17 protein-coding genes and 3 tRNA genes are annotated in these 22229 nt (G+C 68.8%); 10 read left to right on the top strand and 10 right to left on the bottom strand.

What is annotated here, in order from left to right; all coding sequences use genetic code 11:
- Positions 1–86 precede the first annotated feature (86 nt).
- Together rnr and HEP74_RS07865 are read right to left on the bottom strand one after the other, a co-directional pair.
- The gene (gene rnr / locus HEP74_RS07870; RefSeq protein ID WP_185815949.1) at positions 87–2555 is read right to left on the bottom strand and encodes a ribonuclease R; all 2469 of its coding nucleotides are present in this window, start codon (positions 2553–2555) and stop codon (positions 87–89) included.
- Between the two features lie 136 nt (positions 2556–2691).
- A tRNA-Leu gene (locus tag HEP74_RS07865) sits at positions 2692–2778 on the bottom strand.
- A gap of 435 nt (positions 2779–3213) precedes the next feature.
- On the opposite strand from HEP74_RS07865, the gene HEP74_RS07860 reads away from it, so the two are divergent.
- The 3 genes from HEP74_RS07860 to HEP74_RS07850 all read left to right on the top strand — a co-directional run bounded on the left by HEP74_RS07860 (position 3214) and on the right by HEP74_RS07850 (position 4366).
- Entirely contained in the window at positions 3214–3648 is a 435-nt protein-coding gene (locus HEP74_RS07860) for a VirK family protein (protein ID WP_185815948.1), read from the top strand.
- A gap of 113 nt (positions 3649–3761) precedes the next feature.
- Positions 3762–3848 (top strand) — tRNA-Leu (locus HEP74_RS07855).
- 431 nt (positions 3849–4279) lie between these two features.
- Positions 4280–4366 (top strand) — tRNA-Leu (locus HEP74_RS07850).
- Positions 4367–4557: 191 nt separating this feature from the next.
- Here the strand turns inward: HEP74_RS07850 and HEP74_RS07845 are convergent.
- Positions 4558–4755, bottom strand: a complete 198-nt coding sequence (locus tag HEP74_RS07845; RefSeq protein ID WP_053834605.1) for a hypothetical protein — start codon at positions 4753–4755, stop codon at positions 4558–4560.
- A gap of 296 nt (positions 4756–5051) precedes the next feature.
- Here HEP74_RS07845 and relB point away from each other — a divergent pair, with 296 nt between their 5' ends.
- Positions 5052–5396 carry a type II toxin-antitoxin system RelB family anti-toxin gene (gene relB, locus HEP74_RS07840; protein WP_185815947.1) on the top strand — a complete coding sequence of 115 codons (345 nt, stop codon included), beginning with the start codon at positions 5052–5054 and terminating at the stop codon, positions 5394–5396.
- Positions 5397–5525: 129 nt separating this feature from the next.
- On the opposite strand, the gene HEP74_RS07835 is transcribed toward relB, so the two are convergent.
- The 5 genes from HEP74_RS07835 to HEP74_RS07815 form a co-directional block, all read right to left on the bottom strand.
- Positions 5526–7082: a GDSL-type esterase/lipase family protein gene (locus HEP74_RS07835; protein ID WP_185815946.1), complete on the bottom strand. Its 1557-nt coding sequence runs from the start codon at positions 7080–7082 to the stop codon at positions 5526–5528.
- 134 nt (positions 7083–7216) lie between these two features.
- Positions 7217–8794 (bottom strand): DHA2 family efflux MFS transporter permease subunit, encoded by a 1578-nt coding sequence (locus HEP74_RS07830; protein WP_185815945.1) that lies wholly within the window; start codon positions 8792–8794, stop codon positions 7217–7219.
- An 8-nt stretch (positions 8795–8802) separates the two neighbouring features.
- Positions 8803–9984, bottom strand: a complete 1182-nt coding sequence (locus HEP74_RS07825) for an HlyD family secretion protein (protein WP_185815944.1) — start codon at positions 9982–9984, stop codon at positions 8803–8805.
- A 10-nt stretch (positions 9985–9994) separates the two neighbouring features.
- On the bottom strand, positions 9995–11479 hold the full coding sequence (locus tag HEP74_RS07820; protein ID WP_185815943.1) for an efflux transporter outer membrane subunit: 1485 nt from the start codon (positions 11477–11479) through the stop codon (positions 9995–9997).
- 8 nt (positions 11480–11487) lie between these two features.
- Entirely contained in the window at positions 11488–11937 is a 450-nt protein-coding gene (locus tag HEP74_RS07815; protein ID WP_185815942.1) for a MarR family winged helix-turn-helix transcriptional regulator, read from the bottom strand.
- A 140-nt stretch (positions 11938–12077) separates the two neighbouring features.
- On the opposite strand from HEP74_RS07815, the gene HEP74_RS07810 reads away from it, so the two are divergent.
- Together HEP74_RS07810 and parC are read left to right on the top strand one after the other, a co-directional pair.
- Positions 12078–12965, top strand: coding sequence for an AraC family transcriptional regulator (locus tag HEP74_RS07810; protein WP_185815941.1), 888 nt, complete (start codon positions 12078–12080; stop codon positions 12963–12965).
- Positions 12966–13022: 57 nt separating this feature from the next.
- On the top strand, positions 13023–15266 hold the full coding sequence (gene parC / locus HEP74_RS07805) for a DNA topoisomerase IV subunit A (protein ID WP_185815940.1): 2244 nt from the start codon (positions 13023–13025) through the stop codon (positions 15264–15266).
- Between the two features lie 85 nt (positions 15267–15351).
- On the opposite strand, the gene HEP74_RS07800 is transcribed toward parC, so the two are convergent.
- The gene (locus HEP74_RS07800; RefSeq protein WP_185815939.1) at positions 15352–16224 is read right to left on the bottom strand and encodes a helix-turn-helix transcriptional regulator; all 873 of its coding nucleotides are present in this window, start codon (positions 16222–16224) and stop codon (positions 15352–15354) included.
- Positions 16225–16322: 98 nt separating this feature from the next.
- Here HEP74_RS07800 and HEP74_RS07795 point away from each other — a divergent pair, with 98 nt between their 5' ends.
- On the top strand, positions 16323–17216 hold the full coding sequence (locus tag HEP74_RS07795) for an SDR family oxidoreductase (protein WP_185815938.1): 894 nt from the start codon (positions 16323–16325) through the stop codon (positions 17214–17216).
- A gap of 130 nt (positions 17217–17346) precedes the next feature.
- Here the strand turns inward: HEP74_RS07795 and bfr are convergent, their stop codons facing one another.
- Entirely contained in the window at positions 17347–17841 is a 495-nt protein-coding gene (gene bfr, locus HEP74_RS07790; RefSeq protein ID WP_185815937.1) for a bacterioferritin, read from the bottom strand.
- 221 nt (positions 17842–18062) lie between these two features.
- Here bfr and HEP74_RS07785 point away from each other — a divergent pair, with 221 nt between their 5' ends.
- From HEP74_RS07785 to HEP74_RS07775, 3 genes are all read left to right on the top strand, one after another.
- Positions 18063–20441 carry a penicillin acylase family protein gene (locus tag HEP74_RS07785; RefSeq protein WP_185815936.1) on the top strand — a complete coding sequence of 793 codons (2379 nt, stop codon included), beginning with the start codon at positions 18063–18065 and terminating at the stop codon, positions 20439–20441.
- 107 nt (positions 20442–20548) lie between these two features.
- Positions 20549–21589 (top strand): right-handed parallel beta-helix repeat-containing protein, encoded by a 1041-nt coding sequence (locus HEP74_RS07780; protein WP_185815935.1) that lies wholly within the window; start codon positions 20549–20551, stop codon positions 21587–21589.
- 73 nt (positions 21590–21662) lie between these two features.
- Entirely contained in the window at positions 21663–22118 is a 456-nt protein-coding gene (locus HEP74_RS07775) for a hypothetical protein (protein WP_185815934.1), read from the top strand.
- Positions 22119–22229: the final 111 nt, after the last annotated feature.

Genomic DNA, 22229 nt, shown 5'->3' with positions numbered 1-22229 from the left:
CATCGCGCAGGAAGCGCCCCCTGCGCGTCGCGCAAGGAGCCAGCGATCGCGGCGGCCGCTGGGCGGCCCGCCGCGACCCTGCGCCGTCAGTACTTCTTTTTCTTGCGCTTGGCCGGCTGCTGCTGCCCACGTTCCGGCGGCGGCGGCATGTCGGTCAGCGGCTCGCCTTCCACCACCAGGCGGAAGTCGATCTTGCGCTCTTCCATGCTCGCCTTCAGCACCAGGATGCGGACCCGGTCGCCGAGCCGGAACTGCATGCCGCGGCGCTCGCCGGACAGGGTCTTGCGCACCGCGTCGAACTGGTAATAGTCCTGCGGCAGCTGGGTCACGTGGATCAGGCCGTTGACCTTGGAATGGTCCAGCTCCACGAACAGACCGAAGCTGGTGACGCCGCTGACCACGCCGTCGAACTGGCCGCCGACGTGCTTTTCCATCCACGCCGCGCGGTAGCGCTCGTCGACCTCGCGCTCGGCCTCGTCGGCACGGCGCTCACGCTCGGAGCACTGCAGCGCCAGCGCCGCCATCTCGCGCGGCGAATACAGGTACTTGTCCGGCGCGCCGTGGGTCAGCGCGTACTTGATCGCGCGGTGCACCAACAGGTCGGGATAGCGGCGGATCGGCGAGGTGAAGTGCGCGTACGCCTCCAGCGCCAGGCCGAAGTGGCCGGCGTTGTCTGGCGAGTACACCGCCATGCTCTGGCTGCGCAGCAGCACCGACTCCAGCAAGGCCGCGTCGGGGCGCTCGCGCACCTTCTTCAGCAGCTTGGTGTAGTCGCCCGGCACCACCTTGCTCCACGGCGGCAGGCTCAGCTTGAATTCCTTGAGGAACTCCAGCAGGTCAGCGTACTTGGACTCCGGCGGCCGCTCGTGCACGCGGTACGGCGCCGGGATGCGCGCGTCCAGCAGGTGCCGCGCCGCGGCCACGTTGGCGGCAATCATGCATTCCTCGATCAGCTTGTGCGCGTCGTTGCGCACCAGCATCCCGGCCTGGGTCACTTCGCCGGTGTTGTCGAGCACGAAGCGCACTTCCGAGGTCTCGAACTCGATCGCGCCGCGGCGCGAACGCGCCTTGGCCAGCACGTGGAACAGCTGGTACAGGCGCTCGATCTGCGGCAGCACCGCGGCCACGTCCTTGCGCACCTGCTCGTCTTTCTCGCCCACCGCCTGCCACACCTGGTCGTAGGTGAGCCGCGCGTGCGAATTCATCACCGCCTCGTAGAAGCGCGCGCCGGCCACCTCGCCCTGGCGATCGATCTGCATGTCGCAGACGAAGCACATGCGGTCGACCTTGGGATTGAGCGAACAGATGCCGTTGGACAGCGTCTCCGGCAGCATCGGCACCACGAAGCCGGGGAAATACACCGAGGTCGCGCGGCGGATCGCTTCCACGTCCAGCGGCGTGCCCGGACGCACGTAGTGCGACACGTCGGCGATCGCCACCACCAGGCGGAAGCCTTCGGCGTTCGGCTCGCAGAACACCGCGTCGTCGAAGTCCTTGGCGTCGGCGCCGTCGATGGTCACCAGCGGGGTCTGCCGCAGGTCAACGCGGCCCTTGATCGCGGCCGGCTCCACCGTCATCGGCACCGCCGCGGCTTCGTCGAGCACCGCCTGCGGGAATTCGTACGGCAGCTCGCGGCCGTGGATGGCGGTTTCCACCACCAGCGACGGCGTCAGCTTGTCGCCGAGCACCGCGATGATCTTGCCGATCGGCGGGCGCCGCCCGTCCGGGGTGGAGGTGAGTTCGCACACCACCAACTGGCCGTCGCGGGCCTCGCCCATCGCATCGGTCGGGATCTGGATGTTGCGTTGGATGCGCTTGTCGTCCGGCACCACGTAGGCGATGCCGCCTTCCATGCTGAAGCGGCCGATCAGCCGGCTCAGGCCGCGCTCGATCACGCGCGCGATGCTGCCTTCGCGGCGGCCGCGGCGGTCGATGCCGGTGACGTTGGCCAGCGCGCGGTCGCCATGCAGCACCTTGCGCATTTCATAGGGCGGCAGGAACAGGTCGTCGCCGCCCTCGTCCGGACGCAGGAAGCCGAAGCCGTCGGGATTGGCGATCACCACACCGGGGATCAGGTTGGTCTGCTGCACCGGCGCGTAGCCGCCGCGGCGGTTCTGCACCAGTTGCGCCTCGCGCAGCATCGCGCCCAGGCGCTTGCTCAATGCCTCCATGCGCGAAGGTTCGGTCAGGCCGAGCTGGCCGGCGAGTTCTTCCAGCGTCTGCGGGCCGTCGCAGCGGTCCAGCAACTGCAGGATCGCCTCGCGGCTAGCGATCGGCTCGGCATAGCGCTCGGCCTCGCGGGCGGCGAACGGATCGGCCACCGCAGCGGCCGGCTTCTTGCGCGAGGACGGTGCGGACACCGGCTCAGGCGGATGCAGCGGCTGCAACGGCGGCTTGGGGCTGCGCCGCAGGAAACTGGGGAGGCTGGGCATCCACGACGGCATCTTGGATTTCTTCGGCGGAGGCGGAGCCGCCGGGGCGCCGGCCTTGCTGGCGGGCGTGTCGTTGGATGCGGATTTGCCGGGCTTGCCGGACTTGGTTTTTCTATTGGTCATCCGCCCATGGTACTCGCTGGGTCGTCAACACAGGCAAACCGGCGACCGGACCCGGCGGCGGAGTGGCCCAGAAACGACGAGGCCCGCGTCAGCGGGCCGGTCGTTGCGGGAGTTCAGCGCTCCCGCGTGTTGCATGTGGTGCCCAGAAGAGGACTCGAACCTCCACGAAGTTGCCCCCGCTAGCACCTGAAGCTAGTGCGTCTACCAATTCCGCCATCTGGGCGCTGAAGGCGGCGAATTCTGCGGGCAGCGCGCGCCCTTGTCAATGCCGGCGCGCGACGCGCGGTCCGGCGGCGCGCGCCACCGCCAGACGCAGCCCGCATTTCGCGATCCCCCGATCGCCACGCCAGGCGACGCGCATTCGCCTGCGGCATGCGATGGCGACGGCGGCGCCTGCAAGGCCGCGGCGCGGCGCCGGACCACGCGCGGCAACCGCGTGGCGGCATCGGCATCCGCGAGCACCGCGCATTCTGCAGAAAACCGCATGTTTGGCGCGGATCCGGACACGACGCGAAACCCGCGCCAGGGCGAACGGACCTGCTTCGAACAAGCGCTGTGACGCAGCCAGGAGAACGCGATTTTGTCGGTTGACCGCGCAGCGCAAAGGGCTAGCGTGCGTGCGGCGCACCGCCCCTTCCCCCACGCTCCGGAGTTCCGCATGAAGTCCCTGCCCCTCTCGCTGCTCGCCGCCTCGCTGCTCGCCTTCGCCCACCCAGCCGGCGCTGCCACGCCGCTCGGTTCGCTCGCCGAGATCGAACGCTCGCTGGAGAGCGGCGCCTCGGTCGCGGTCGCGATCGACCTGAGCCAGTGCACGCCCAGTGCCGGCGGCGCCACCCCGACCCAGACCCGCGGCGGCCTGCGCATCGGCGCCTACCGGGTGACCGAAGACGGCACCCTGTCCTTCGCCGACGAGCACTTCACCGTGGGCCGCGACGGCAAGCCGATCCAGCAGTTCCTGCGCTACCAGGTGCACCCGGACAGCCGCATCGACTTCAGCATGGCCGTGTTCGCCCTGCCCGGTTACCAGCAGAACGGCGCCACGCTCGGCTACCGCTGCGCGATCAACCAGGGCCTGCGCTTCACCGCCAGCTGATGCGCCGCAGGCGGTACGTGCGCCGCAGGCACGGCACGCGTACCGCCGAAACGCGCATGCAAAACGCCGCTTGACAGCGCCGCGCGCAACCGACAAAATTCTCGGCCTGTATCGCCCAGGTGGCGGAATTGGTAGACGCACTAGCTTCAGGTGCTAGCGGGGGCAACTTCGTGGAGGTTCGAGTCCTCTCCTGGGCACCATTCGATACAGCAGCAAAGAAAAACCCGCTCCGGCGGGATTTTTTTTGCCTGCCGTTTGCTGCCGTGACGCGATGCTTCGTGCAGCGCCGCGGCCAGCGCACGGCCTCCGTGCAGGCCTGCGTGGATGTTCTGCCGCAGTCGCAACGCTCCGCCGGCAATGGCGTGTCAGGACTGAAGTCGCTTCCACCAAGGTCAGCCGCTGAAGTGTCGATGCCGCACAGTCCCTCCGCGATCGCCGGTACGGCCAACATTCCCTACTCCTGTTCGCAGTGTCGCGACCGAAGCGTCATGCCGCCAATGGTCCGGCATGCGCGGCCAGTGGCGTGAGCGATTCGACGAGCGACAGCCGCTGTCGCATGGCCGCCGCGCCGCGCCCGCAAAAACTTGCTTGACAGTCCCCTGCACTGCCAGCAGAATTCCGCGCCTGTATCGCCCAGGTGGCGGAATTGGTAGACGCACTAGCTTCAGGTGCTAGCGGGGGCAACTTCGTGGAGGTTCGAGTCCTCTCCTGGGCACCATCGATACGGCAAGCGTTGTAAACAAAAACCCGCTCCGGCGGGTTTTTTGTTGCCTGCGGCGCCAGGCGATGCCGCCACTCGGCAGCGGCGAACTAACTCACCAGGATTCCGCGCCCGCATCCCCGCGACGTACGCGATCACGCCCTGGCAGCCGCACGGCACCGCCCCACACGCAATCAGCCGCCGCGCACTCAACGATCCGGTGGGCGGAACGCGCCGATGTCCACGCGCACGCCGTCCACCCACACCGCGACCATGTACGCCCGATAGCCCGGGTTGTGGCGCTCGGCGGCGCGCGCCGCCAGATACGCGTTGGCGGCGTGGACCAGCACGTACAGTGCCGGCTCCAGGTGCGCCACCCGGCGCAGCTTCACTTCGTAGGTGGCCATGCCCCACCCTCCGCCGCGGCTGCGGACGCACGACGTTCGCGCGCCGCGGCCCTGCCTGCCCGGGGAAACAACGCCACGCGGCGCCATTGCGCCGCCGCTGCAACGGCAATGGAAACTAGGCGAAATACCATGCACTCCTCGGTCGTCCGTGTCCGCCGTGCGCGCCCTCACGCGTCAGCGTGGCCCGCACCGCCAAAGTATCGAATCTCCGAACATCTAGAGTCAAGCATGGCTGTACGACAAGGTTACGGATGCTCCATATCTTGGTAGGCCCCGTAACTGCAAGGCCCACCGCGATGAAAAGCTTCGGCGACCGGTTGCGCGAAGCCAGGAAAGCCGCCGGGCTCACCCAGGAACAATTGGGTTTCGCGCTGGGCGTGACCAAGTCGTCGGTGTCGGCGTGGGAGAACAATCGCGAGACTCCGAGCTTCCGCCTGTTGCCGAACCTGCGCGGCGCGCTCAAGCGCTCGCTGGACGAACTGATCTGCGGCCAGGGCAGCGCACGCCTGCACGACCTGCCGGCCGACTACGCGCTGCAGGCGCACGACACCCACGAACAGGCGCTGCTGACCCGCTACCGCAACCTGCCGGCGCGGCGCCGCGAAGCGGTGCTGGAACTGCTCAAGCCGGACAAGGGCTGAGCGCGCCGCATCCAAAAGGCATCCCCTGTAGGAGCGGCTTCAGCCGCGACACGCGTTACCGATAGCGCGTGTCGCGGCTGAAGCCGCTCCTACAGTGTCGATCTTGACCTTGGCCAGTCCCTGCAGGTTTCAACCGCCGACGCCGATCTCGCGCAGCGCCTCGCCCCAGATCCGGTAACCGTCCTCGCTGGGATGGGTGCTGTCGGGCATCAGCGTTTGCGGCAGGCGACCGTCGGGCTGCAGGAAGCGCGCGCCGATGTCCAGCCAGCGCACCGCCGGATCGTGGCCGAAACGCGCGGCGAGCAGGCGGTTGGTCTGCGCGATCGGCTCGCGCAGCGGTGCGTCGGCGGCGAAACCGCGCGGCAGGATGCCCATCAGCACGATCTTGCTGCGCGGTAGCCGCTGGCGCACCTCGGCGACCACCGCGGCCACGCCATCGGCCGCTTCCTGCGGCGTGCTGGCCCGCGCGTTCTCGGTACCGGTGAGGTTGTTGGTGCCGATGTTGATCACCACCCAGCGCGGCGCCAATCCGTCCACTTCGCCCTGCCGCAGCCGCCACAGCACGTTCTGGGTGCGATCCCAGCCGAAGCCCAGGTTCAACACCTTGGCCGCGCCGAAGGTGCGCTGCCAGGCCTGCGCGCCGCCGACCCGGATGGCCTGCGGCGGCCCGCCCCAGAAGTGGGTGATCGAGTCGCCGAGCATCACCACGTCGGGACGCAACCCGCGCGCCGCCTCCAGCGCCGCGTGGTGGCGCGCGTACCAGTCGTAGGAATCCTGCTCCAGCCACGGCACCGGCACCAGCGCGGGATTGATCTCGGTCATCGCCGCCAGCGGCACCCGCGGCGGTTCGCCGAGCAAACGCGCCAGGGTCGGCTCGATCGCCTCGGCCATGCGCCGCTGGCCGCGCGTGTCCGGATGCAGGGCGTCGCCCGGCGGACGCAGCCGCGGGTCGTAGAACAGGCTCTGGTCGAGCGCGCCCTGGTCGAGCGCGCCGTCCTTGCGGAACACCGCGCCGATGTCGAGATAGGCCACGCGCGGATTGTCGCCGTAGCGCACCGCCAGCGCACGGTTGACCTCGGTGTCGCGCGCGCTCTTCTGCGCCGATCCGGCGCTGGGCAGCAGGCCGAGCAGCAGGATGCGCGTCTTCGGCAGGCGCTGCTCCAGCGTCGCCACCACCGCGTCGATGCCGAGCACGGTATCGGCGGCGCTCTGCTGTTCGTGGCCGGTGTTGTTGGTGCCGATCAGCAGCATCGCGACCTTGGGCTGCAGGCCATCCACTTCGCCGTGCTGCAGCCGCCACAGCACGTGCTCGGTGGCATCGCCGCTGAAGCCCAGGTTGAGCGCGCCGCGGCTGCCGTAGAAGGTCTGCCAGGTCGGCTGGAAATCCTCGTCCGGCGCATTCGCCTTGTCGTAGTTGTGGGTGATCGAGTCGCCGATCAGCAGCAGCGGCGTGTCCGGATGCGCGCGCACCTGCTCCAGCACCTGCTGGTGGCGTTGCGCCCACCAGGCTTCGTGCAGGCGGTCGGCCGGAGTGATCGCCGCCACGCTCGGCTCGGCCTGCACGCTGGCGACGCCGAGGGCGCCGAGACACAGCAACAGCGCCGCACGCTGCCGGGCGCGTGCAGCGCCGCGGCGCGGCCGCGGGGAATCCGAGCGGGACCACAAGGCGCGCAGAAAACGCTGCATGTCCGAACCTGCCGATACGTGCGAGGGAGCGGCATTCTGGTCCGCCGGTCGCCGCGGCGGCAAGCGCGCATGCATCCGCCGCACAAACGAAACCCCGCACGCGGCGGGGTTTCGTCGTTGCCGGCAAGCCGGACTCAGTGACCGCCCGCCGCAGCGGCCCCGCCACCGCCGGAAAACGGCGGCTTGGCCAGCCACAGGAAGAAGATGATGCCCAGGAACGTCCAGCCCAGCAGGTAGAAGATGTCGTTGAAGCCCATCTGCGAAGCCTGGTGGTTGATGGTGTTGTTGAGGAAGGCAGCACCGGTCTGCAGATCGCCCTGCCCCATCGCCTGCACCTGCTCCTGCATCCCCGGCGTATACGTGGAGATGTGCTCGGTGAGGTGCGCGTGGTGCAGCTGGGTGCGCTTGGCCCACAGGTAGGTGGTCAGCGAGGCGGCGAAGCTGCCGCCCAGCGTGCGCAGGAACGTGGCCAGGCCGGAACCGGCCGCGATCTCGCGCCCGTCCAGGTCCGACAGCAGGATCTGCAGCACCGGCATGAAGAACAGCGCCACGCCCACGCCCATCAGCAACTGCACCCCGGCCACGTGGGCGAAATCGACCTGCAGGCTGAAGTCCGAACGCATGAAGCTGGTCGCCGCCATGAAGATGAAGGCGATGCTGGCGAGCATGCGCAGGTCGAAGCGCGAGGCGTACTTGCCGACGAACGGGGTCATCAGCACCGGCAGGATGCCGATCGGCGCGGTGGCCAGGCCGGCCCAGATCGCGGTGTAGCCCATGTCGCGCTGCAGCCACTGCGGGATCAGCAGCGACACGCTGAAGAACGCGGCGTAGGCCACGATCAGCGCCATGGTGCCGGCGCGGAAGTTGCGGTGCCGGAACAGGCGCAGGTTGACGATCGGATCCTTGTCGGTCAGCTCCCAGATCAGGAACACCGCCAGCGCCACCACCGAGATCGCGGCCAGCACCACGATCTTGGTCGAGCTGAACCAGTCCTCGTCGTTGCCCAGGTCCAGCACCAGCTGCAGGCAGCCGACGCCGATGATCAGGGTGATCAGGCCGACGTAGTCCATGCGCGGGCGCTCGGTCGGTTCCGGGCGGTCGCGCAGCTGCGAGCCGACCACGATCGCGGCGATGATGCCCAGCGGCACGTTGATCAGGAAGATCCATTCCCAGCTGTAGTTGTCGGTGATCCAGCCGCCCAGGATCGGGCCGGCGATCGGCGCGACCACGGTGATCATCGCCAGCAGCGCCAGCGCCTGCCCGCGTTTCTCGCGTGGGTAGATCGACACCAGCAGGCTCTGCGTGATCGGGTACATCGGCCCGCACACGAAGCCCTGGATCGCGCGCGACACCACCAGCATGCCCATGCTCTGCGCCAGGCCGCACAGCAGCGAGGCGATGGTGAAGGACAGCGTGGCCCACACGAACAGTTTGGTCTCGCCGAAGCGCCGGCTCAAAAAGCCGGTCAGCGGCAGCGCGATCGCGTTGCTGACCGCGAACGAGGTGATGACCCAGGTCGCCTGCTGCGAACTGGCGCCGAGGTTGCCGGCGATGGTCGGCAACGACACGTTGGCGATGGTGGTGTCGAGCACCTGCATGAACGAGGCCATCGCCAGGCCCACCGTGCACAACGCCACGCTGGGCGGGCGGAACGCGGCGGCCGGTGCGCCCGGAGCCCCGGGCGCGGCAGGAGTGGCAGCTTGGTTGGACATGGCCGGACTCAGTTCGCCTTGGCGGCGTCGGGCAGGTTGGCGTGGATGATCTGCGCGATGGTCTCGTCGGCCTGGCCCAACTGCTGCGCATAGACGTCGGTATCCAGCAGCGTGCCGGTGGCGAACTTGGTCGGCAGCACGCCGCCGTTCTGCTGGTGCAGGTTCACGTCCACCTTCATCGACAGGCCGATGCGCAGCGGGTTCTGCGCCAGCTGCTTGGGATCGATGGCGATACGCACCGGCACGCGCTGCACGATCTTGATCCAGTTGCCGCTGGCGTTCTGCGCCGGCAGCAGCGAGAACGCGCTACCGGTGCCCAGGCCCAGGCTCTGCACCGTGCCCTGGTAGCGCACCGCGCCGCCGTACAGGTCCGACTCCAGTTCCACCGGCTGGCCCAGGCGCATGTGCTTGAGCTGGGTTTCCTTGAAGTTGGCTTCCACCCACACCTGCTCCAGCGGCACCACCGCCATCAGCGCGGTGCCGGGCTGCACGCGCTGGCCGACCTGCACCGAACGCCGCGCGACATAGCCGGACACCGGCGCGACGATCGCGCTGCGGGCATTGTTGAGGAACGCCTGGCGCACCTGCGCGGCGGCGGCCTGCACGTCGGGCTGGTGGGCCACGCCGTTGTCGTCGATCAGCGCGCGGTTGCGCTCCACCGTCTCGCGCGAACCGCTGACCGCGGCTTCGGCGGCGGCCAGCTGGTCGCGCGCATGCGCCAGTTCCTCGGCGGAGATCGCGCCGGTGGCGACCAGGCTGCTGCGGCGGGCGACGTCGGCACGGGCGCGCTGCAGGGTCACCTGCTGCGACGACAGTTCGGCCTGCGCGCCTTGCACGCTGCGGAACAGGCCGCGCACCTGGCGCACGGTGCGCGCCAGATTGGCCTCGGCCTGCTGCAGCGCGACCTGGGTGTCGGCCGGATCGAGTTTGACCAGCAACTGGCCGCGCTCCACGCGCATGCCGTCGTCGGCGCCGATGCTGACCACGGTGCCGGCCACCATCGGCGTGATCTGCACCAGGTTGCCCTGCACATAGGCGTCGTCGGTGTCTTCGTGCCAGCGGCCGGAGACGAAGTACCAGATCGCCAGCGCGATCAGCACCAGCACCACCAGCACGGCCAGGCCGCGCAGCAGCATGCCGCGCCGGCTCGGGGCGGGAGCGGAGGAATCGGGGGTCGTTGTCTGATTCATTGCAGCGGTCTCAGGAATGCGTGGAAGCGGAGGAGGTCAATGGCGCATCGGCGGCGGAGGTGACTTCGTAGCCGCCGCCCAGCGCCTGGTTCAGGCGCACCGACACCAGGATCTGGTTGGACTGCAGCGAGGCCAGGCGTTGCTGCGCCTCAAGCAACTGCTGCTGCACGCTCAGCACGTCCAGGTAGTTGCCGATGCCGGCGCGGTAGCGCTGCTGCGCCAGGTCGAAGGCGGCCTGCGCGGTGCCCACCGCCTGCGCCTGCTGTTGCGCCTGCTGCGCCAGCGAACGCGCCGCGTTGACCTGGTCGGCGACCTCGCGCAGCGCCGCCACCAGCGCCTGGTTGTAGGTGGCCACCGCCAGGTCGTATTGCGCATCGCGCTCGGCCAGCTGGCTGCGCAGGCGGCCGCTGTCGAACAGCGGCAGGCTCACGCTCGGCGCGAACACGCCGAGCAGTGCATCGCCCTTGAACAGGTCGGCGGGATTGGCCGCGGCGACGCCGCCGAGCGCGAGCAGGTTGATGGTCGGATAGAACTGCGCCTTGGCCGCGCCGATGCTCTGCGACGCCGCCTCGACCCGCCAGCGCGCGGCGACCACGTCCGGGCGGCGCCCGAGCAGGTCGCTGGGCAGCACCGACGGGAGTTGCACCGCCACCGGGTCGAGCGGACGCGGGCGTTCGATCTCGAGCCCGCGATCCGGGCCGCGGCCGAGCAGCGCCGCCAGCGCGGTGCGCGCCTCGTCGATCTGCTGCTGCGCCGCCTGCTGCTGCTGGCGCGCGGCCGGCACCCGCGCCTCGGCCTGGCGCAGCTGCAGATTGCTGTCGATGCCGGCGCCGACGCGCTGCCGCACCAGCTTCAGGCTGTTGTCCGAGCGCGCCAGCTCCTCGCCGGCCAGGTCGTACAGGCGCCAGGCGTAGCCGAGCTGCGCATAGGCGCGGGCCACGCCGGCCGACAGGTCCAGGCGCGCGGCCTGCGCATCGACCTGCGCCGCATGCGCCTGGTCCACCGCCGCTTCCCAGGCCGCGCGCTTGCCGCCCCACAGGTCGAAGCCGTAGCTGAAGTCCAGCAGCGCCTGCTCGTTGTGGATGTACTTGCCGCCGATCTCGTCGCCGGCCAGGCCCTTGGGCAGCTGCAGCCCGGTATAGCCGGCCGACAGCGACAGCTTGGCGCCGCGGTCGGCATTGGCCGCACCGGCCTGCGCCTGCGCCAGGCGCAGCCGCGCGTCGGCCGCTTCCAGGTTGGGCGTGCCCTGCAGCGCCTCGGCGATCAGCGCGTCGAGCTGCGGGTCGCCCAGCGCCTTCCACCAGTCCTGCTGCGGCCAGGCAGCCGGCGCCAGCTGGTCGGCGGCCAGGGTCTTGCCGGCCTGCAGGTGCTGGTCGGCATCGAGCCGGCGGCCCTGCGGCTCCAGGCCACGGCTGCTGGCGCAGGCGGCCAGCGCCAGGGTGAGTGCCGCGGCCGCGAACGGGCGCAGGCGATGGGACGAAGCGGAGAGGTTCATAAGCGGATTCACGGCGAATTGAGGGAGTCGCGGACGCGGGTCAACAAGGAGGTGAGGTGCTGGCGCTCGTCGGCGGAGAGGTCGCGCAGCGCGCTGGCGATGGTCTCGTCGCCGCGCCGCTTGAGCTGCTTCCACAGCGCGCGGCCTTCGTCGGTGAGCACGATCTGCAGCGCGCGGCGGTCCTGCGCATGCGCTTCGCGGCGCACCCAGCCCAGGTCCTGGAGCTTGTCCAGCAGGCGGGTGACCGCGCTGGGGTTCTGGTCGATGGCCTGGGCCAGTTCGTTTGCGGTGCACGGCGCCATGTAGGCCAGCGCCTTCATGCCGAGGTAGTGGCTGAAGCCCAGGCCGAGTTCGAGCTCGGCCATGGACTCATCCAGGCGCCGCATCAGGCCGTCGCGCACCTGGCGCAGCAGCAGGCCGAACGACGGTGGACCGGGAAGGGAGGGAGCGCAGTTCATGGGCGCTAATTATTTTCATTTGGAAATATATGTCAAGGAAATATCGCACCTACAAACAAATGCTGCGTTGCAGCAACGCAACGCCGGCGAGCGCACACTCTAGTCCCGCACGGGCATGGCCAAGTATTACAATCGAGACAATGAATATCGAAATCGCGCCATTGTCGCCATCGCCGCCCGTCCACGAACCGGCCCATCTGCTCGATCCGCGGGCAAAGGCCTGGTTCGAGCGCGCCGACGGTCCGTCGCTGCTCGCGTTCCTGGCGCACAAGCCGGTCGCGCTGCAGCACGAGGTGGACTGGCACCGCCATGTCCGCGGCCAGATGATCTGCGTGGAAGAAGGCCTGCTGAGCACCCGCACCGAGCACGGCCACTGGTCGCTGCCGCCCGGTTGCGCCGGCTGGATGCCGCCGCAGGCGCTGCATACGGTGCAGATCTCCGGGCCGTTGCGCGGCTACGTGCTGCTGGTGGCGCCGTCCGTCTGCGCCGACCTGCCCGACCGCCCGTGCGTGATCGGCATCAACGGCCTGCTGCGCGAACTGCTGCTGCGGGTGGCCTCGTGGGACCTTCCGGAGACCCTGGACGCGGACCAGCAGCGGATCGGCGCAGTGCTGCTGGACGAGTTGCGCAAAGCGCCGCTGCAGGGCCTGCACCTGCCGATGCCCAGCGACCGGCGCCTGCTGCGCATCGCCGGGCAATTGCTCGCCACGCCCGCCGACGATCGCTCGCTGGCGCAATGGGCGCGCTGGGCTGGATTGTCGCCACGCAGCCTGAGCCGGCATTTCCGCGACGAGACCGGGCTCGGCTTCGCCGGCTGGCGGCAGCAGGCGCGGCTGGCCGAAGCGCTGCGCCAGCTCAGCGACGGCGCCAGCGTCGCCGATGCCGCGCACCGGCTCGGCTACAGCAGCCCCAGCGCCTTCGTCACCGCCTTCCGCGGCCATTTCGGCCATCCTCCGGCCCGCTACCTGGCCAGCACCGGCCGCGCCGGCAGCACGCGCGGCTTGGCATCGCCGGCCGCATCCGGATAATCGACCGGCTGACCTGCGGCGCCCGCCGCCGCGTTCCCCTATAGGTATTTCCTGCGCATGACCGATCTCGCCCGCCCCGCCTTCCATGGTTTCGAACAGCTGCCGCTGCGCGAATACGCCGAACGCGCCTACCTCGACTACTCCATGTACGTGGTGCTGGACCGCGCCCTGCCGTTCCTCGGCGACGGCCTGAAACCGGTACAGCGGCGCATCATCTACGCGATGAGCGAGCTGGGCCTGAACGCCACGGCCAAGCCGAAGAAATCCGCGCGCACCGTCGGCGACGTGATCGGCAAGTACCACCCGCATGGCGACAGCGCCTGCTACGAGGCGCTGGTGCTGATGGCGCAGCCGTTCTCCTACCGCTACCCGCTGATCGAGGGCCAGGGCAACTTCGGCTCCACCGACGACCCGAAGTCGTTCGCGGCGATGCGCTACACCGAATCCAAGCTGACCCCGATCGCCGAAGTGCTGCTCGGCGAACTCGGCCAGGGCACGGTGGACTGGTCGCCGAACTTCGACGGCACCATGGACGAGCCGACCTGGATGCCGGCGCGGCTGCCGCACCTGCTGCTCAACGGCACCACTGGCATCGCCGTAGGCATGGCCACCGACGTGCCGCCGCACAACCTCAACGAGATCGTCAGCGCGCTGATCCGCCTGCTCGACGATCCCGACGCCAGCGTGACCGACCTGTGCGAACACGTGCGCGGCCCGGACTACCCGACCACCGCCGAGATCATCACCCCCGCCGCCGACCTGCGCGCGATCTACGAGACCGGCCACGGCAGCGTGCGTGCGCGCGCCACGTTCCAGAAGGAACACGCCAACATCGTGATCACCGCGCTGCCCTACCAGGTGTCGCCGTCGAAGGTGATCGAGCAGATCGCGCAGCAGATGCGCGCCAAGAAGCTGCCGTGGCTGGAAGACATCCGCGACGAGTCCGACCACGCCAATCCGGTACGGGTGGTGCTGGTGCCGCGCTCCAACCGGGTCGACGCCGAGCAGCTGATGGACCACCTGTTCGTGACCACCGACCTGGAGCGCAGCTACCGGGTCAACCTCAACGTGATCGGCCTGGATGGCCGCCCGCAGGTCAAGAACCTCAAGACCCTGCTGGAGGAATGGCTGCGCTTCCGCAGCGACACCGTGGTGCGCCGGCTCAACCATCGCCTGGAGAAGGTCGAGCGCCGCCTGCACCTGTTGGAAGGCCTGCTGGTCGCGTTCCTCAACCTGGACGAAGTGATCCGCATCATCCGCAGCGAGGACGAGCCGAAGCCTGCGCTGATCGCGCGTTTCGCGCTCAGCGAGGAACAGGCCGACTACATCCTGGAAACCCGCCTGCGCCAGTTGGCGCGGCTGGAAGAGATGAAAATCCGCGGCGAGCAGGACGCGCTGGCCAAGGAGCGCGAACAACTGCAGGCGGTGCTGGCCAGCAAGACCAAGCTGAAGAAGATGATCAAGGACGAGCTGGTCGCCGACGCCAAGAAGTTCGGCGACGCGCGGCGTTCGCCGCTGGTGCAGCGCGGCGCGGCGCAGGCGATCGACGAGACCGAACTGGTGCCGAGCGAGCCGATGACCATCGTGATGTCGGAGAAGGGCTGGATCCGCGCGGCCAAGGGCCACGACGTGGACCCGGCCGGCCTGTCCTACCGCGACGGCGACAGCCTGCTGGCCGCGGTGCGCGGGCGCAGCACGCAGCAGGTGGCGTTCCTGGATTCGGAAGGCCGCGCCTACTCCACGCTGGCGCATTCGCTGCCGTCGGCACGCGGCAACGGCGAGCCGCTGACCGGACGCTTCTCTCCCGCGTCCGGCGCCTCGTTCCAGGCCATGACCAGCGGCGAGAACGACAGCCGGCTGGTGCTGGCGTCCTCGCACGGCTACGGCTTCGTCACCCGCTTCGAGAACCTGACCAGCCGCAACAAGGCCGGCAAGGCGATGCTCAACCTGACCCCGAACGCGAAGGTGCTGACGCCGGCGTCGGTGAGCAATCTGCAAACCGACCGCATCGTCGCGGTGACCAGCGCCGGCCACCTGCTGGCGTTCCCGATCGCCGACCTGCCCGAGCTGGACAAGGGCAAGGGCAACAAGATCATCGACATCCCCAAGGCCAAGCTCGGCACCGAGCGGGTGGTGGCGATCGCCGCGGTCGCGCCGGGCAACACGCTGCTGGTGAAGAGCGGGCAGCGCACCATGTCGCTGTCGTTCAAGGACCTGGACGCCTACCTCGGCGTGCGCGCCAGCCGCGGCGGCCTGCTGCCGCGCGGCTGGCAGAAGGTGGACGACCTGGCGGTGGAGTAAGCGCTCCCCGCTGGCAACGGCCTGGGGACCGGCTCGGCCATGCGCGACAGGGCGCGCGCCGCGTCCTCTTGTTGCACTCGATATTTCATGCCGGTCCCATCGCCGCGTCCGTGCGCGCGACCGGGGCCGCGCCATGCGCGGTCGCGAGTTGGTGAATCCGCGCGGCCACGCCGGCATCGACGGGCGTGTAGACGATCATGCCCAGATCGGGCCGCCCGTCCACCGCGAAGGCCGAGTATTCGAGCTCGATCGGGCCCAGCAACGGATGCTTGAGACGCTTCACGCCATCGCCCTCGCCATGGCTCAACACCTCGTTCTCGTGCCACAGCGCCTCGAACTCGGTGCTGAGCCCGCACAGCTCGGCCACCAGCTCTCCCACCTCCGACGCGATGCCTGCACGCGCCACATCGGCGCGAAACGCCCCCACCGCGAAGCGCGCCACCGCCTCCCAGTCGTGCTGCTTGGCGCGCATGGCGGGATTGCCGAACAGGAAGCGCAGGATGTTGCGCCCGCCGACCGGCAGCTGGCTGTAGTCGGTCAACACCACGGCCGCGGCGCGATTCCAGGCCACCACGTCCCAGGTCGGCGTCTTGACGATGGCCGGACTCGACTGCAGCGAATCGAGCACGCGCTGCAGGCGCGAACTGACGCCCGCCACCGAGCGGTAACGGACCTCGGGCGGTCGCCCCAGCCCGACCATGAACAGGTGTTCGCGTTCGGCGTCGGTCAGCAGCAGCGCGCCTGCGATCCGCTCCAGCACCTCCGCCGACGGCGCACCGCCGCGCCCCTGTTCGAGCCAGGTGTACCAGGTCGGGCTGATGTTGGCGCGCTGCGCGACTTCCTCGCGGCGCAGCCCCGGCGTGCGCCGGCGGCCCAAGAAGCCGAAGCTGGCGGGATCCAGCCGGGTACGCCGGCTGCGCAGGAAGTCGCCCAGGGAACGGGCGGGACCGGAGTTCATGGCAAGCCTGTTAGTCGCTTTACTACGATGACGTCACTACTTTAACGGGATAACCGGATGCCGGAGAGTTCGCTCTCAACGACACGAAGGAGTGCACCATGCGTATCTTTCTGACCGGCGCGACCGGTTTCATCGGCTCGGCCCTGGTTCCCGAACTGATTCAGGCCGGCCATCGCGTGCTCGGCATGACCCGTTCGGAGGCAGGTGCGCAGGCGCTACGCGCGGCCGGCGCCGAGGTCCACCACGGCACGCTCGAGGATCCGGACAGCCTGGGTCGTGGCGCCGCCCAGGCCGATGCCGTGATCCACACGGCCTTCGACCACGATTTCGCCAACTTCGTCGCCAACTGCGAGAAGGACAAGCGCGCGATCGCGGCGCTCGGCTCGGCGTTGAAGGGCTCCGATCGCCCGATGCTGATCACCTCGGGTACCGGGGTGGGCAGCGGCGAACACGGTGAGCCGGCCAGCGAGGATGTCTTCAACGCCAGCCACCCGAATCCGCGCATCGGCTCCGAGCAGGCCGGCAACGCTTTGCTCGGGGCCAGCGTCAATGTCTCGGTGATGCGGCTGCCGCAGGTCCACAACCCGTATCGGCAAGGGCTGATCTCGCCACTGGCGGCCATCGCGCGCGACAAGGGCGTGGTTGCCTATGTCGGCGAAGGCAGCAACCGCTGGGCGGCCGGCCATCTGTCCGACGCGGTGCGGCTTTACCGCATGGCGATCGAGAAAGCGCAGCCGGGCGCGCGCTATCACGCGGTCGGCGAGGAAGGCATCCCCAGCCGCGAGATCGCCGAGGCGCTCGGACGCGCACTGAAGCTGCCGGTGGTATCGATCGCGCCGGACGAAGCGGCCGCGCATTTCGGCTGGATGGCGATGTTCATGCAACTCGACATGCCGGCCTCGAGCGCGTTGACGCAGGCCAGGCTCGGCTGGAAGCCGACCGGACCCACGCTGATCGCCGACCTCGACGAAGGCAAGTTCGCCGAGTCCTAAGCCCCTTTCGGGCCGGCGCGCGCATCGCGTTGCGCGCGCGCTCCTTGCCCGCTGACATCCCGCTTGCTGCCGGCCTCGACCGACTTCTTTCATGACGCCTCGCGGGCGCCCAGCAAGGAGGACGCTGGGTTCAGGCGTCCTTGCCGGACACGCCGCCTTCGCCAATCTTCGAGGTCTGGTACAGCGCCATGCCCAGCCGCTTGATCAGGCCCAGCTGCTGTTCCAGCCACCAGGCGTGGTCTTCTTCGGTGTCCTGCAGCTGCTTGAGCAGGATGTCGCGGCTGACGTAGTCGCCGTGCTCCTCGCACAGCTTCATGCCGGCGGCCAGGTTCGCGCGCACTTCGTATTCGACCTTCAGGTCCTTCTGCAGCATCTCTTCGACCGTGCGCCCCGGTTCGAACGCATGCGGACGCATGTCCGGGTCGCCTTCCAGGAACAGGATGCGCCGCAGCAGCGCGTCGGCGTGCTCGGTCTCCTCTTCCATTTCGTGGTTGATCCGCGCGTACAGCGCCTGCAGGCCCTGGTCCTCGTAGCGCCGCGAGTGGATGAAATATTGATCGCGTGCGGCGAGTTCGCCGCGCAGCAACTCGATCAGGCATTGCACAACTTCAGGATGTCCCTTCATGGGGCAGGCTCCGTCTCAACTAAGGCCGCCATAGTGCCCGAGCCGCTCGCACCGCGTTCCAATCGGAATCATTAGCATCCCGATTTTCCATCGGCACGGAGCGTGCAGCGGCGCGAGCGAAGATGACCTCGGCCCAACCGCTCGCGAACGCCCGCCGGATGTACGCAGGAACGACACGCAGTCGCGTCTAGAATCCAGGATTGGCGGGCGGAGATGCTTGGATGCGGAGCAAGTGGAAACGGGGACTGCTGTGGCTGGCGGTGTTGGCGATCGGACTGGTGTTGGCGACATGGCTGCTGCTGCGCGGCAGCCTGGCCACGCTCGACGGCCAGGTCGATCTGGACGGACTGGCGGCGCCGGTGCGGATCCAGCGCGACGCCCAGGGCACGGTCACCATCGACGCCGGCAGCGAGGCCGATGCGATGCGTGCGCTCGGCTACGTGCACGCGCAGGAACGCTACTTCCAGATGGACCTGATGCGCCGCGCCGCGGCCGGCGAACTGTCGGAGCTGGTCGGCAACGCCACGCTCGGAGTGGACAAGCATCGCCGCATGCACCGCCTGCGCGCGCGCGCCGCCGCGCAACTGGCCAGCTTCGGCGGCAGCCATGCCGCGGCGCTGCAGGCCTACAGCGCCGGGGTCAATCGCGGCCTGCACGCGCTGCGGGTGCGGCCGTGGCCCTACCTGCTGCTGGTCAAGGCGCCGCGCGACTGGCAACCGGTGGACTCGATGCTGGCCGGCGACGCGATGTATTTCGATCTGCAAGGCCGCCAGCTCGAGCGCGAACTGTCGCTGTACCGCCTGCAACAGCACTTGCCGGCGCCGCTGTTCGCGCTGCTGCGCCACGACGGCAGCAGTTGGGACGCGGCCCTGGATGCCCCGGCGCGCGGCGACGCCACGCTGCCCGATGCCAGCCAGGTCGACCTGCGCACCCTGCCCGACGCCCCGCGCGATGGCAGCACCGCGGACCATGCCGCACCCGGCAGCAACAACTGGGCCATCGCCGGCAGCCGCAGCGCCGACGGCCGCGCCATCGTCGCCAACGACATGCATCTGCAGCTGGGCGCGCCCAGCCTGTGGTTCCGCGTGCGCCTGCGCTACGCCGACGCGCAGGCGCCGGGCGGCCGCGTGGACGTCACCGGCTTTTCGCTGCCCGGCCTGCCGGCGGTGATCGTCGGCAGCAACGGCCACGTCGCCTGGGGCTTCACCAACAGCTACGCCGACACCAGCGACTGGTACCGGTTGACGCCCTGCGCGGCCACGCCGCAACCCGGCTGCACCGCGGTCGTCCACCACCGCGAACGGATCGAGGTGGCCGGCGGCCTGGACGTCACGCTGGACGTGGAAGACACCGCGTACGGCCCGATCCTGAAGCACGAGCCGGACGGCACCGCGCTGGCGCAACGCTGGGTGGCGCAGTTGCCCGGCGCGCTGAACCTGGGCCTGGCCGACCTCGCTCGCGCCGATTCCCTGGCCAGCGGCTTCGCCAGCGCGCAGCACATCGCCACGCCGGCGCAGAACATGCTGCTGGCCGACAGCGCCGGGCGCATCGGCTGGCGTGTGCTCGGTGCTTTGCCGCTGCGCGGACCCAACTGCCCCAGCGATGCCCTGGTCCACGACGTCAGCGCGGCGGTGCCGGCAGCGCAGCGCTGCGCGCCGTGGCCGGTGTCCACGGCGCATTCGCCGCAACGGATCGATCCTGCCGACGGGCAACTGTGGAGCGCCAATGCGCGCGTCGTCGGCGGCGACGAGTTGGCCGTGCTCGGCGATGGCGGCTACGCGCTGGGCGCGCGCGCCCAGCAGATCCGCGACGACCTGCGCCTGCATCCGCGGCTGGACGAACGCCAATTGCTGTCGATCCAGCTCGACGATCGCGCGCTGCTGTTGCAACGCTGGTGGACGTTGCTGCAGCAACGCGACGGCGGCGCCGCCACCCCGGCGCTGCATGCGCTGGCCCAGGCCAGCAAGCATTGGGAGGGCCGCGCCAGCACCGATTCGGTGAGTTACCGGCTGGTGCGCGCCTGGCGCCTGGCGCTGCTGACCCGGATCCGCGACGGCCTGATCGCCCCCGCCCGCGCCGAACTGGGCGCCGACTACGCGATGCCGCCGCTGCCGCAGCTGGAAGCGGTGGCCTGGCCGATGCTGCAGCAGCAACCGCCGCATCTGCTGCCGCGCCGCTACGCCAGCTGGCAGGCATTGCTGGAAGACGCCGCCGCCGAGGTCCGCGACCAACCCGAGCAGGACGCGCCGTTGCCGCAGCGCCGCTGGGGCGAGCAGAACACCGCCGCGATCTGCCATCCGCTGGCGCGCTCGCTGCCGGGATTCTTGCGGCGCTGGCTGTGCATGCCGACCGAGGCCTTGCCCGGCGACAACGACATGCCGCGGGTGCAGCGTCCGGACTTCGGCGCCTCCGAGCGCATGGTGGTCGCGCCCGGCCACGAAGCCGACGGCATCGCGCACATGCCCGGCGGCCAGAGCGAGCATCCGCTGTCGCCGTTCTGGGGTGCCGGCCACGACGACTGGGTGCAAGGCCGCGCCTCGCCGTTCCTGCCCGGCCCGGCCCGCTACACGCTGACATTAAGGCCACCTGCGCGACAATGAGCCCCTTGTCGCGCCAATGCGCTCCACGCGATCCGACCTGCCGCCGCGCCCAGCGCGCGGCGCCTGCGGTCCTGGCGCCTCCTCCCCCCAAGCGGAGCCTGTATCCGATGAATGCCCGTCCCCTGCTCGCCCTGTTGTTGCCGCTCGCTGCCTGCCTGTCGAGCGGCTGCGCCACGGCCGCCGCACCCGCCTCCGCCGCCACCGACTGCAGCGTGCGCGCCGAGCCGGGCGACGACCTGCAGGCCGCGGTGGACCGCGTGCCCAACGACGGCAAGCCGGCCACGGTGTGCCTGACCGCCGGCGATTTCCACGTCACCAAGCTGCTGTCGATCCAGCGCGACGGCCTGCGCCTGCGCGGCCAGGGCGACGCCACCGTGCTGCGCATGCAGGACGGCGTGCAGCAGCCGGTCATCGTGGTCGGCGACTACCAGAACGAACGCCCGCAGCGGCCGATCCGCGATGTCGTGGTCGAGCAGTTGCAGATCGTCGGCGGCAGCGCCGAGAAGGAATTCATGCCCGAGCGCCCATACCTGAGCAACAGCCTGGTGGTGGTGCGCGCCGGCCAGAACATCCGCCTGTCCGGGCTGCGCGTGAGCAAGTGCCGCAGCGCCTGCCTGCTCAGCGAGTACGACAGCCGCGACCTGCTGATCGAGCGCAACGACGTGTCCGGCGCGATCTGGGACGGCGTGTCGTTCAACCGCACCGCCAAGGTCAAGCTGATCGACAACTACATCCACGACAACGTCGCCGCCGGCATCACCACCGAGCACCTGGAAGACAGCGAGATCCGCAACAACCGCCTGGAACGCAACGGCAGCCAGGGCGTGTACCTGGCCGATGCGCGGCGCAACCTGTTCGCCGGCAACCAGTTCACCGGCAACAAGGGCGCCGGCATCTACCTGGCCTGCTCGATCCGCCAGCGCACCCCGGAGATCCTGTGCTGGGACAACAGCATGAGCCAGGACAACACCTTCGAGAACAACACCTTCCAGGGCAACCCCTACACCTACACGATCGGCGTGGACCGCGCCGCCAACTGCAGCGGCGCGGACTTCCGCCAGAACCTGTGGCGCAAGAACAACCAGGCCGACGCCTCCGGCGTGGACATCCAGCCGGAGCGCTACGGGCGCTGCATGCGCTTCGAGTGAAGCCTCCGCGAAAGTTCCAGTTCGTAAGATGCTTACATATGCTTGCCTTCAGTAGCCATGCTTTGACGAAACCATGCCAAAACCACCGATCCTCTTCAACCTCAGTTCTTTTCTTGAGTTCTTACGCAACCTGACGCCACAGGTGCTTCTAACCTCAGCTTCGATTTTCATGAGCTCTATTTATGCTGCACATCCGCATAGCATCAAAGGATGGCTTGCGGCAGTACTGTGCGGGCTACTCATACTGATTTTGATTACTGCGATATTGGCGAACATGTGGCAATTCCTGGATAACGTCGTGGAGTCCAGGTCGCCGAATGCGAACGAGCCCAACGATGCACTGGAGGATAACGGACTAACACCCGGAATTTGGAATGCCCTGGCAGCCCTATATCGCAAAGTAAAGACGCTGTTTATAGAAGAACCGAAGAAATTTATAGCGCTATTGATGGCAGTTTTAGTCGTCTACACATCTCTAATTGCAGTACTAATCACATCGATAAACAATACGCTAAAAGTGATGTCTTGAAACAATATCCAATTCGATTTCAGATTTTTTACTAACGCCAGCAATAATGCAGATGCAATTACCACCTCGGCTCATCGCATACCATCGTAAGAAATAAAGCTGTGAGGGCAT

It is taken from the genome of Xanthomonas sp. SS, assembly GCF_014236835.1.
In the GTDB taxonomy this organism is placed as follows: domain Bacteria; phylum Pseudomonadota; class Gammaproteobacteria; order Xanthomonadales; family Xanthomonadaceae; genus Xanthomonas_A.
Note: the sequence above shows the minus strand (reverse complement) of the source record. Positions and strands in the feature narration are given on the sequence as shown.